Raw genomic sequence first — 11,940 nt, 5'->3', positions numbered from 1 at the left:
TTTCGGATCACGTGGCGGCGATTTGAAATTCGGTTGTCGGCATGCGGTAATACTGAGTCATCGCGTCTTCAATTCGCGGCAAGATTTGCCGCTTTAATTCGGCGTCGAGCGGGGGATCGGTAATCGGCGCGGAAAATAAATCGCTGGATGCGATGCGCGATTTTTTTCGCTTTTTTTCATCGTAGGATGGTTTCATGCACGCCCGTCGGACCTCGCGCGATTCGCGCGACGCCACCGTTCGACGGCGGCCACTCATGTGGACCGGACACGCGGGCGGCCGATCCGCGATCGGCCGGCTCGCCGAGCGTCATTGCGACGCCTTCAACTCGCCACGGCCGACCCGAGCGTCACCGATGCGCGCCGGTCCTTCCACTACCGCCCAGAACGGCTGCGCCGCGCGCGCCGCCTTCGCAATGGAAGACGACCACATGAACAACAGAATTGCCGGCTTCGACGGATTGCGTGCGATCGCAGTCCTGATGGTATTTTTTCAGCACCGCCTGTTCGGCGACATCGGCGAGATCGGCCATCTCGGTGTATGGATCTTTTTTGCGCTGAGCGGTTTTCTGATCATCGGCATTCTTGCCGCGCGACGCGCACGCATTGAAAGCGGCGCGAGCCGATTCGGCGCCGAATTGAAGCGCTTTCTGTTTCGCCGGACCCTGCGCATTTTTCCGATCTACTACCTGATGCTGGTGGTGATGTGCGTGCTGATGGCATTCGGCATGGCAAGTCCCGAACTGGCGAGCGGCATGCCGTTTCATTTCGCCTATCTGTCGAATATCTGGATCGGCTCGGTGCTGCACTATTGGCCGGGGCGCTACTCGCATTTGTGGAGCCTCGCAATCGAAGAACAGTTTTATCTCGTGTTCGCACCGCTCCTGCTGCTGCTTGCCACGCGCCGGCATCGCGCGGTGTGTGTCGCGATCGTCGTGGCCGGGCTGGGTTCGCTGCTCGCCATGCGCGCGGCGCATTGGCAGGAAATCACCATTTACACGCATCCGCTGACGAACTTCTGGTTGCTGGCGTTGGGTGGCATTGGCGGCTTGATGATCGCGGGACAAGCGAGCCGCTTGCGAGGCTGGCTCGGGCACGGCGTGACACTCTTCGCGCTGAGTCTCGCGCTGGTGGGCTTCTGCGCGACCGAACCGAGATGGAGCGAGGTGGACAGTCCACTGCTGTTCACCATGGTCAGTGCTTCGTACGGTATGTGCATCGCGGCGCTGGTGTGCTCGATTGCCTGCTGCCGCAACGCCTTCGTGATCGGCCTGCTCGAAACGGGCTGGCTGGTGAGCTTCGGGCGAATCAGCTATGGCTTTTACCTCTATCACAATCTGATCCCGGACCTGACGCGCAACCATCACGCCGCGGCGCTCTTTGGCGGCACGGTGCCCGTGTGGGCGCACGTCGTGGGCATCGCTGGGTCGTTTGTGATCTCGCTTGCGATGGCGATGCTGTCATGGCGGCTGATCGAAGAGCCGATCCTTCGTTTGAAGACGCGGCCTGCGTCGGCGGCGTCGCCCTCGCGTCGTGAGCGGACGGAGCATTCGTCGAGGAACGACAGCACCGCATCCGACGCAGCCTGATCCAGGCGCGACTTACGCTCACTTGCAAGCGGCGCAGTTGGGGGCACCATTAGCTCGCGTTCGAAATGGGCCGTGGTACGCGCATTGCTGCACAACGGTGTACCCCAATCAACCGGAGAGCCCGTCGTGGCAACCATGGACAATTCCCCGAACGAGCAAGAGCACGAGCCCGCGCGCCAGCCCGAGGAAGATCCCGGCAGACCGCCCACCGAGGTTTCCAAGCCGATCGGCGACGCAATCCCCACGCCGGTCGAACCGGGTCTCGATCAACCACTGCCGAAAAAAGGCGAGACGCTGCCGCCCGCTAACGAAGCCGATGGCGCGGCACTTGGCGATACCGAAACGCCTCCGGGCGTTCCGGAGCCCGGACCATCGGATTTCGCGTAGCTAGTGCCAGCCAATAAAAAAGCGGCGCCATTAACTGGCGCCGCCCATTGATTGTGATCGGGGCAATCAGTCGATCAACCGTTCAAGCCGCTTCCGGCTCGTGAACGATCTTCAGTGCGCTCTTGTGTTCCCTGATCAACCGGTACACGGTTTCTCCGGGCACGGTCTCCTGCTCGAGCAATTCGTCCGCAATCGCGCGCAGCACCGGCTCGTACGCATGCAGCAAGCCGTAACACAGTTGGTTCAATTCCTTGAGCAGCACATTCGCATGCTCGATGGCGCTTTTCATTTGCAGACCCGCGTACTGCGACGGCAGCGCCGCCAGGCTGAACAGATCGCCGTCGCTGTTGAAACCGAATTTCGACACCATGTCGAGGCTGATGCGCGACGCTTCCTGCAAATCCGAAGCGGCACCGCTCGATGCTTCGGAGAACGTCAGAATTTCCGCGTTGCGGCCGCCGAGCAACACCTGGATTTCGTTGCGGATCTCGGTCTCGCGATACAGATGCTTGTCTTGCGCTTTCGTGATCAGCGCGACGCCAAGCGCACCGCCGCGCGGCAAAATCGTGACCTCTTCCAGCACCCCCGTGCCCAGCAGCGCGGCGACGAGGCCATGCCCCGCTTCGTGCACGGCGATACGGGTACGTTCGTCTTCGCTCAGCGCGCGCTCGGCGCCGCTCACGTCGCCGATGCGCGCGATCTTGATCGCTTCCATGAAATGCTTCGAGGTGATTTCGGTGCCGCCCGCCTTGCGAGCGACGAGTCCCGCCTGATTCACCACCATCGCGACCGTTGCCGGCGACAAACCGGTGGTGAGGCGCGCCAGTTGATCGTAGTCGATGTCAGCGGCTTTCGACTTCAGCTTCTCCGCGTAGAAACGGAAAATCTTCGCGCGGTCTTCGCGATCGGGCAAACGGACCTGCACGGTGCGATCGAAGCGGCCCGGCCGGCGCAATGCCTCATCGAGATTGTCGGGGTGATTGGTCGCCGCGACGATAATCACGCCTTCGTTCGAAGCGAAGCCATCCATTTCCGCCAGCAGCTGATTGATGATGCGGTTGCTCTCGGCTTCGACTGGACCGCTGCCCGTATCCGTGCGCTTGGCGAGCCCGTCGGCTTCGTCGATGAAGATCACCGTGGGCGCATTCTTGCGCGCCAGTTCGAACAGATGCTTGACCTTCTGGATGCCGACGCCGTAATACTTCGCGCTGAAATAGCTGCCCGTGATCGAGATGAAGTTCGCGCCGCACTCGCCGGCCAACGCCTGCGCAAGCCGCGTCTTGCCGACGCCGGGGCCGCCCACCATCAGAATGCCGCACGGGGCGCGCACGCCCATCGACGTGAACTGCTTCGGGTCGGAGAGATAGCCGCGAATGTCCGCGAGCGCCGCCTTCGCTTCGCCCGCGCCGATCACGTCGTCGAAACGCAGTGCGGGCGCCCTCGCGAGCAGCGTCGCGCCGCCGCGCATTTCGCGGCGCATGAACCACACCATGCCGCCGACCAGCAGTAACGGCAGCAGCACGCTGATGGCGTCGCGCACCTGATCGAACGCCTGCACCCAGCGCGCGCCGCCGGTTTGAATATCCGCATCGGGAAGCCAGACGAGTTGATAGGCGGCGGCTTCGTCCGTCTTCGGCTCGCCGAGCAGCAGCGCGTGAGAGAACGTCGCGTTGTGGTCGGTGACGAAGTATTTCGTGCCGTCGCGCTTCGAGACCAGAATCGCGTTGGGACTCACGCCGATCGCGGCAACCTTGGCGTCGTGAATATCGCGCAGCATTTGCGAGGCGTCTTTCTCTTCGTGCGTCCATGCCGAGGAATCGTGGCGCATCTGGCTCGCAACGCCGGTCAATGCAGGCGCGACCTGTGCCGCTCGCTGCTGGTAATGCCACACGCCGAAGGCGAGCAGCACTGCGATAAGCGCCGCCACCACCGAGGCGGCGATCTTGCGCGTGCGTCTTTTACCAAGCGAATTGTTTCGCGGCTTCATGAGTCACTTCCAAAAACGGGCCCAAAGCGAGCCCCGATACTTGTCAAAGTTCAGGTGGGCAGAGGTTGGCGGAGGGGAATCGACTGATGCGACACCATGCAAGACCGGAAGACAGGACAGCCAACCATACGTCCCTTTTTTACGACGTGTCCACGGCCAGTATGCCGTGCCGCCGCTTCTTCCAAATCGCAGAAAAGGCCTAGTTCTACCGTCTATCCGGCGCTTTCGAGCCGCCATATTTTGGGGAGCGAGCGCTGTGTTCAGCCCGCTGTGAGACTGCTCCGGCGCACAGTTTATCAGCGCTAAATTCATTGCGTATTCCGCACATCTACTATTAACCGCTCCCTATTTAAAGCGGTCAGAATTACTGAATATAGTCTTGTCCATGCGCGCTTATCCTCCGACGAAAAATGCCCTGCCGCCGCGTTCATCTGCATCTACTCTAAAAAGACCACCGTGGATGCAGGTTCGCCGCGGCGAGCTGCACAATCCTGTGCATCACCGCGACGCCACACGATGGGGGGACTGCCATGCACGACAACACGCCGGTATTCGATACAGCGCTGACCCGTTTGCTCGGTTGTCGGCATCCCGTCATTTCGGCTGGTATGGGCGGCCCGGCGCGCGCGGAGTTAGCGGTGGCCGTTTCTGAAGCCGGCGGCTTCGGTCTGCTCGGCATGGTTGGAGAAGCGCCGGAAGTGATCGAGTGCGAAATCGCCGCCGTGCGCGCGACGACGAACCGGCCGTTCGGCGTCAACCTCATTCCTTTCCGGACGGAGCCCGCGCTGCTCGATGCGCAACTCGACGTGTGCCGGGCGGCGCAGGTGCCGGCCATGTGCTTCTTCTGGGACGTCATGCCTGACGTGGTGAAACGGGCTAAAGATGCCGGCGCGCTCGTTCTCTGGCAGGTCGGCTCGCTCGACGAAGCGCTCGCCGCGCAGCAGGCCGGCGTGGACGCAATCATCGCGCAAGGCGTGGAAGCCGGCGGCCACGTGCGCGGGCGCATCGGCATCATGGCGCTGCTGCCGGAACTCACGCAGCGTTTGCGCGTGCCGGTGGTGGCCTCCGGTGGCTTCGCTACGGGTGGCGGCCTGGTTGCCGCGCGCGCGCTCGGCGCGGCGGGCATTCACTGCGGCACGCTATTCGTCGCCACGCATGAATCTTTCGCGCACGACTATCACAAGCAACGGATCGTCGACGCCCGAGCGGGCGACACCGTGCATACCGACATCTACGCGATCAACTGGCCGCCCGGCTCGCCGGTGCGCGTGCTGGCCAACAGCGTGACGCGCGAGGCCGGCGGCAATCTGTTCGGCAATCGTCCGCATGTGTTGCCGCGCGAAGAAATCGCACACGACGACCAGGGACCGATCTACAAATTCAGCACGGTCTCCCCGCTACGCGACACGGTGGGCAATCTGGAAAAAATGGCCTTGTTCGCGGGGGAATCGTCGGCGCTGGTCGAGCGATGCGCGTCGGCGGCGGAAGTTATCCACCGGCTCATGAACGAGGCGGCGGACGCAGCGGCGCGGGTTCGCGCCGCAGGTGTGCATTGACAGTCAGGTGATGGGAAGGTGCGACGGGCCTCTTCGGGCCCGTTCGCATCGTCGCCACTTGCTCTCTCAGGTTCTGCTGTTTTTATTGGCTTTTGTTAGCGATGCCGGCCTGCATCGATCTGGTTCTCCTCGGCGCGGCGCTATATCTGCGCGCAGTTTCGATTCCCGTTGCGGCGGCGGTCGACTGCCTGCCACGCCGTCCGCGAAAACGATCTGCATCTGATCACGCAACATTAATGCAGCTTTTTTGTTAGGCTTGACCGTCCGTCTCAAATTCGGACGGCGGCACGTGAAATCCCGCATGCGCGCCGCAGCCCGCCGAAACACATTTCCCGCTTGCAGCAACCGATTAATGAACCAGCGTACTCCGCCGCACCATGTGGCCGCGGCCGCCGCGGCCAATTCGCGCTCCGCCACGTCGACGAGCCGTTTCAGCACGCACGGACTGGCGCCCGACGAACAATTCCTCGCCTGGCGCCGTCGCGTGGGGCATGTGGTCGACGCGCCGCCGTCGAAAGCGCGGATTGCCGGGGGATTTCGCGGCGAAATCGATTTATACGCGGTCGGCGGCATGGTTTTTACCGACTGCCGCACCGATTCCATGCTGCTGGAGCGCTCGGTAGCCCGCGTATCCACCGATTCGCGGCGCGACTACGTGTTTCAGCTCTTCGTGGAAGGGGAAATTGGCCACGTCACCGGCATGCACAAAAAGCGCAGCGCGCCGGGCTCGGTGGCAGGCATTGTCGCGTTCGATCTGAACCAGCCGTTTCGCGCCGAACGCCCGGACTGCCGCCTTCTCAGTCTGTTCGTACCGGCCGCGGTGGTGGACGAGGCATTGCGCGACGGCGCGGCGATTCACGGCCGCATCGTCCAGCAAGGCTCGCCGTTGACCGGCGTCGTGCTGGATCATATGACGGCGCTCGCCCGCGACATCGCGCGGCTCGATCCGGCCAGCGCCATCCATGCGTTGCAGGCGGGCACGCAGTTGCTGATGGCCGCGTTTCGCAAGGAGGCGCGCCTGAGCGGCGCGGGCCGCGCCGCGCTGCAGGCCGCGGTGATGGGCCGGATACGCCGCTATATCGAGGCCAATCTGCACCAGGGCGACCTCACGCCGACCAGCGTGGTTCAGGCGCTGCAACTCAAGCGCGCGACGATCTATCGCTGGTTCGAGCACGAAGGCGGTCTCGGCGCCTATATCCGCAATCGACGTCTGCGCGAGGCGGCGGACGAACTAGTCCGTTATCCGCATCTGCAGGTCGCGGAAATTGCATTTGGACTCGGCTTTCAGAGCGCGTCGGACTTCACCCGCGCGTTTCGCCGCGCCTTCGACATGAGCCCGCAGGACATGCGCGCCCGTGCCTTCGTCCTGCAGCAGTTGCACGACGCGGCCTAGCGCTTCAGGCAGGCGATTGCGACGCGCTTGCAGCGCACGCGTCCGCCTCGGGCTCCACTTCCGGGAACGCCTTCAGCGCGATCAGCGTTAGTGCGGCGGCGGCCATCAGATACCAGGCCGGGATCATCGGATCGCCTGTCCGGCTGATGAGCCACGTCACCAGAAACGGCGAAAATCCGCCGAACAGCACCACGCCAAAACTGTAAATCACCGACAGTCCGGCCGCGCGCCGGTGAGCGGGGAATGCTTCCATCATCAGCACCGAGGCGGCGCCGGCATTGTTCACCGCGAGCGCCACGTAAGCCGTGATGATGACGAGCGCCGCGAGATCGCCCGCACCGTGTGTCAGCGCCCAGAACGCGGGCCATGCCGCCGCCAGCGAGGCGAGAAGCGACGCGTACTGCAGCGGCTTGCGGCTCGCGAGCCGGTCGGCCGCGCGCGCGATGAGCGGCGTCACGAGCAGAATCACGACGCCCGAAAGGCACGCCGTCAACAGACTGATGGTCGGCGGCCGGTGCAAGGTACGCGCCAGATAGGCCGGCATGTAGAACACGGTGATATAGATGCTTACCGAAGGCGCGGCCATCATCAGAATGCCGCAAACGAGCGGGCGCGTATGCTCCGCGAACAGCCGCCGCGGACTGAGCCGGGTGCGCTCCCGCGGCGCGGCCGCCGGCATGCGGCGGCGCAGATACCAGCCGACCGGGCCGATCAGGCCGCCCAGCACGAACGGAATCCGCCAGCCCCATTCGTGCATGGCGGCGGGCGACAAAAGCGCCGTGGTGCCCGCCCCGACCAGCGCGGCGGCGAAAGCGGCCGCGCCCTGACTGGCGCCGCGCCAGCTCACCATGAAACAGCGGTGTCGATAGCCGGCCGATTCCATCAGCGAGGCCGACGCCGGGCCGATCTCGCCGCCCGCCGCGAGCCCTTGCGTCAGGCGCGCGAGCACCATCAGCACCGTCGCCGCCGGGCCGATCGACGCATAGCCCGGCAGGCAGGCGATCAGCCACGTGCCGAGCGTCATCAAGGCGAGCGATACGGTGAGCCCGGCTTTACGGCCGCGGCTGTCGGCAATATGGCCGATCATGAGCGCGCCGAGCGGGCGCATCACGAAACCCGCGCCGAAGGTGGCGAGCGACAGCAATAGCGACGACGCCGGATTGTGCGACGGAAAGAACAGATTGCCGATCACGACGGCCGAGAAGCTGTAGACAGTGAAGTCGTAAGCGACGAAACCATTGCCGATTACGATGGCGGCGACGATACGCCTGAGTTCGGCGCGGGACAGCGGGACCGCTTTGCCGGCAGCAGTGTGCATGAGTGACTGTCGACGCATGTGTCGAGGTATTCAGGAAGGTTATGGAAGAAACGCGAGTTGCCTGTTCGACTTAACGGCGAGGTATCACGCTGCACTTTTACGGGTCCGGGCCTTGGGTCTCGCACAAACTGGCGCGCGCCGCCAGTAAGCAACGCAGCCAGAGGCTCAAGCGGCGCGCGGCCGTCCCTCACGCTTCGGCTCGACCGCTGCACCACGGCCGCGACCGTCGCCACGCGCAGACTGCGCTTGAAATACGGCGAACTCATACCATTCCACAAACGCGAAGCGCAAGATATTTCTGCATTCATGGAGGAATGACGCTGCGCGTACTGATGTCAGGAGGAAGCGGTTTTCTCGGGGGAACCGGTCCACGGACCGTTCGCGCAGTACATACTCAAGCCAGATCGCCCGGCATCGCGGCATGACGAAAGCCAGGCAACACTCTGGAGACACACAACATGACACAATCCGACGCCTCTTCTTTTTCCACCTCGCTGGATGAAGGCCTCAGCGGCGCCACGCGAGTGGTTTTCATCGTCGGCGATCCGATCGCGCAGGTCCGTTCGCCGTCCGGCGTGACCATCGCTTTGCGCGCGGCCGGACGCGATGCGGTGGTGGTGCCCGCGCACGTCGCGCCCGCCGATCTGCCCGCATTTTTTGCGGGCGTGACGCCCATGCGCAATGTCGACGGCGTGATCATTACCGTGCCCCACAAGTTCAGCGCCATCAGGTACTGCGGCTCGCTCACCGAGCAGGCGAGCTTTCTCGGCGCGGTCAACACTTTGCGCCGCACGGCGGACGGCATCTGACACGGCGGCATGTTCGACGGCACCGGTTTCGTGGCGGCGCTCGTCGATGCGGGTTGCGATCTGCGCGGCAAACGTGCGCTGCTGGTCGGTGCGGGCGGCGCGGGCTCCGCGATTGGACATGCGCTGGTGCAAGGCGGTGTGGCGTCGCTCGAGGTGCGCGATAACGATGCCGAACGCACGGCGTCGCTGATCGGCCGGTTGAACGCGCTCGGCCCGGGTGAAGTGCGCGGTGCGGCCGCTTCCGTGGATGCCAATGCCTATGACGTGGTCGTCAATGCATCGCCGCTCGGCATGCGCGCGGACGACCCGCTGCCCATCGACGTATCGCGTTTGCCGGCCACGACATTCGTCGGCGATGTGGTGACGAAGCCGCCGCTTACGCCGTTGATCGAAGCCGCCCGCGCGCGTGGATGCCCGACCGTGACGGGCACGCAAATGTTCGCCCGCGTGTGCGACCGGATGGTGGCGTTTTTGCTGGATGCCGATCGGTAAGCGAAGCTTCGGACGCGACAGCGTCCACGGCTCACGCTGCTACACTTGCGCGACGCCAACCTGTAGAAGACATCTGCCACGCGATTCAACGCGGCCAGTCGTCTCCTGATTCACGCTCCAACCATGCTTCGATTCGAAAACCTCAGCAAACGCTACGGCGAACGCCCCGTCTTTGAGGCACTGCATTACGACACAGCATCAGGATGCGTCGCGTTGAACGACGAATCCGGCAGCGGCAAGTCGACGTTGCTCGGCATCCTCGCGGGCACAATCGAACCCGATAGCGGAGAGGTGTGGCTCGGCGGCCATTCGCTGCGCAGTGCGCCGCGGGTCGCGCAATCCGTGCTCTCCTACGTGCCCGAAGACTGCATGCCTTGTTCGGATCAGACCGGTCGCGAGTATCTGAACACGGTGGCATCGGCGCGAAACACCGCTGTCACCGCCGGCGCGTTGACGCTCGCGGACCGCTTCGGTCTCACGCCGCATTTCGACAAACGCTTCGAGCAGATGTCGTTCGGTACGCGCAAGAAGTTTTTCCTGACGTCGGCCGTGCTCGGCGACACCCAGGTGCTGATCGCAGATGAACCCGTCGGCGGACTCGACGCCGCCGCCCGCGCCGTGCTGGTTGATCTGTTCAAGACCCTGGCACAAACACGCACGGTGTTTTTCTCGAGCTACGACGAGGTCTTTACGTGTGCGTGCGAAGCGCACAGCGTCAACTTCGCCGACTTGGGAAAGCGCGCCTGACACGCTTGCATGCCCTGCATACCGTTTGTAGCCCTTGCGGCGATATGGACAACGCGAGCGAAACCGGCACACGTCGGCATTCACTCGCACACGCTAACGGTCCTTACACCGCCACGCAAATCTTCCCGAAGTGAGCGCCGGATTCCTCGTGCGCAAACGCCTCGCCGAGTTTCTCCAGTTCGAACGTGCTGTCGATCACCGGCTTGATGCCGGTCACTTCAAGCGCGCGGATCATGTCGCGCTGATCCTGACGGCTGCCGACGATCAAGCCTTGCAGGCGCTGCTGCCGCGCCATCAGCGCCGCGGTCGGCACCGGCCCTGCCCTTCCGGTCAACACGCCGATCAGCGCGATATGGCCACCTATCCGGCACGCGGTGATCGACTGCGGCAAAGTGCCCGGCCCGCCGACTTCGATCACATGATCGACACCGCGGCCACCGGTCAGCGAGCGGACCTGCTTGCCCCATTCCGGGTTCTCGCGATAGTTGATCGTGTGGTCGGCTCCGAGTTCGCGAAGCCTCTCTAGCTTCGCGTCCGATGAAGACGTCGCGATCACCGAAGCGCCCATCGCTTTAGCGATCTGCAAGGCGAAAATCGACACGCCGCCGGTGCCGAGCACGAGCACCGTGTTGCCGGCCTTCAACTGGCCGTCCACGACGAGCGCGCGCCATGCGGTCAGCCCCGCTGTAGTCAACGTTGCGGACTCGGCGTGGCTATAGCCGCGCGGCGCATGTGTGAAGTAGTGGCTCGGCAGCACGACGGCTTCGCGTGCATAGCCGTCGACGCCGTCGCCGGGTGTGGTCGTGAAATCGGCGATGGCAGGCGGCCCGTTTTCCCAAAACGGGAAAAAGCACGACACCACGTGATCGCCCGCTTTGAATTCCGACACGCCCGCACCAACTGCCTCGACGACGCCCGCGCCGTCCGCCATCGGAATCCGCCCTGCTTCAGCAGGCAGATTGCCGCTCACCACGCCATAGTCGTGAAAGTTCAAGGAGTTCGCGTGAATGCGCACGCGAATCTGGCCCGCCGCGGGCTGACCGGGATCGGCGATGTCGACGACCTGGAGATTGGCGACAGTAGCGGGCGAACCGATTTTGACGGCTTTCATGTTTTCGTTCCTCTGTGAGTTGCGCCGGCGCGCGACGCGTCGCGGCGAAATGCTCGCAAAAGAATACCGCAAGCCTGCTCAGCGCGTAGTCGAGGCGCGCACCGGCTGACGCCGGCGAAACACTCGCTCAAAGCGCATTATCAACGGGGGAGTCCCCTCACGACGCCCGTGAATGACACGGGACGCGTCGCGAACGTCATGCATTCATTTGACGGTTTGAATGACTTCGAAGCCTTCGAATTCCGGATGCCCGAGATAGAGCACGCGATTGTCGCCGCCCGCGTTGCGATGCGCGGCGCGAAAGGCCTCGGATTGCGTCCACGCCTCGAAGGACGCGTAGTCCTTCCAGATCGTATGGCTGGAATAGAGAACGTGATCGTCCTTCTGCGGACCCTTCAGAAGATGAAATTCCACGAAACCCGGCACCTCTTTCAGATGCGTATCGCGCGTGGTCCACAGATGTTCGAAAGCAGCTTCGGATCCGGGCGTCACTTTGAAACGGTTCATGGCAATGTACATGCTGAAGGCCTCTTTGCAGTCACGATGTATCTGAC

General features: G+C 63.5%; 10 protein-coding genes and 1 pseudogene. 6 read left to right on the top strand and 5 right to left on the bottom strand.

Going from position 1 to position 11,940, the window contains the following annotated elements; translation table 11 throughout:
- Window positions 1-7: 7 nt before the first annotated feature.
- On the bottom strand, window positions 8-196 hold the full coding sequence (locus B0G71_RS35270; RefSeq protein WP_116147748.1) for a hypothetical protein: 189 nt from the start codon (window positions 194-196) through the stop codon (window positions 8-10).
- Between the two features lie 232 nt (window positions 197-428).
- Between B0G71_RS35270 and B0G71_RS35265 the strand changes: the two genes are divergently transcribed.
- Both B0G71_RS35265 and B0G71_RS35260 read left to right on the top strand, forming a co-directional pair.
- A complete protein-coding gene (locus tag B0G71_RS35265) occupies window positions 429-1,586 on the top strand; it encodes an acyltransferase (protein ID WP_116149160.1) in 1,158 nt (385 codons plus the stop codon).
- Window positions 1,587-1,712: 126 nt separating this feature from the next.
- Window positions 1,713-1,973: a hypothetical protein gene (locus B0G71_RS35260; RefSeq protein WP_181916879.1), complete on the top strand. Its 261-nt coding sequence runs from the start codon at window positions 1,713-1,715 to the stop codon at window positions 1,971-1,973.
- An 82-nt stretch (window positions 1,974-2,055) separates the two neighbouring features.
- Here the strand turns inward: B0G71_RS35260 and B0G71_RS35255 are convergent, their stop codons facing one another.
- Window positions 2,056-3,960 (bottom strand): AAA family ATPase, encoded by a 1,905-nt coding sequence (locus B0G71_RS35255; protein WP_116147744.1) that lies wholly within the window; start codon window positions 3,958-3,960, stop codon window positions 2,056-2,058.
- 530 nt (window positions 3,961-4,490) lie between these two features.
- Between B0G71_RS35255 and B0G71_RS35250 the strand changes: the two genes are divergently transcribed.
- Entirely contained in the window at window positions 4,491-5,516 is a 1,026-nt protein-coding gene (locus tag B0G71_RS35250; RefSeq protein WP_116147742.1) for a nitronate monooxygenase family protein, read from the top strand.
- A 352-nt stretch (window positions 5,517-5,868) separates the two neighbouring features.
- Window positions 5,869-6,909, top strand: coding sequence for an AraC family transcriptional regulator (locus B0G71_RS35245; RefSeq protein WP_116147740.1), 1,041 nt, complete (start codon window positions 5,869-5,871; stop codon window positions 6,907-6,909).
- 4 nt (window positions 6,910-6,913) lie between these two features.
- Here B0G71_RS35245 and B0G71_RS35240 read toward each other — a convergent pair whose 3' ends face one another.
- Window positions 6,914-8,227 (bottom strand): MFS transporter, encoded by a 1,314-nt coding sequence (locus B0G71_RS35240; protein WP_116147738.1) that lies wholly within the window; start codon window positions 8,225-8,227, stop codon window positions 6,914-6,916.
- 458 nt (window positions 8,228-8,685) lie between these two features.
- Here B0G71_RS35240 and B0G71_RS35235 point away from each other — a divergent pair.
- Together B0G71_RS35235 and B0G71_RS35230 are read left to right on the top strand one after the other, a co-directional pair.
- A pseudogene (locus tag B0G71_RS35235) lies at window positions 8,686-9,528 on the top strand (shikimate dehydrogenase family protein).
- A gap of 123 nt (window positions 9,529-9,651) precedes the next feature.
- Window positions 9,652-10,275, top strand: coding sequence for an ABC transporter ATP-binding protein (locus tag B0G71_RS35230; RefSeq protein ID WP_116147736.1), 624 nt, complete (start codon window positions 9,652-9,654; stop codon window positions 10,273-10,275).
- A 103-nt stretch (window positions 10,276-10,378) separates the two neighbouring features.
- On the opposite strand, the gene B0G71_RS35225 is transcribed toward B0G71_RS35230, so the two are convergent.
- Complete coding sequence (locus B0G71_RS35225; RefSeq protein WP_116147734.1) at window positions 10,379-11,386, bottom strand: NAD(P)-dependent alcohol dehydrogenase; 1,008 nt, start codon at window positions 11,384-11,386, stop codon at window positions 10,379-10,381.
- Window positions 11,387-11,590: 204 nt separating this feature from the next.
- On the bottom strand, window positions 11,591-11,905 hold the full coding sequence (locus B0G71_RS35220; protein WP_116147733.1) for an antibiotic biosynthesis monooxygenase: 315 nt from the start codon (window positions 11,903-11,905) through the stop codon (window positions 11,591-11,593).
- Window positions 11,906-11,940: the final 35 nt, after the last annotated feature.

The sequence above is a fragment of the Paraburkholderia sp. BL27I4N3 genome, from assembly GCF_003386115.1.
In the GTDB taxonomy this organism is placed as follows: domain Bacteria; phylum Pseudomonadota; class Gammaproteobacteria; order Burkholderiales; family Burkholderiaceae; genus Paraburkholderia.
This window is presented reverse-complemented; position numbering and strand designations above follow the sequence as displayed.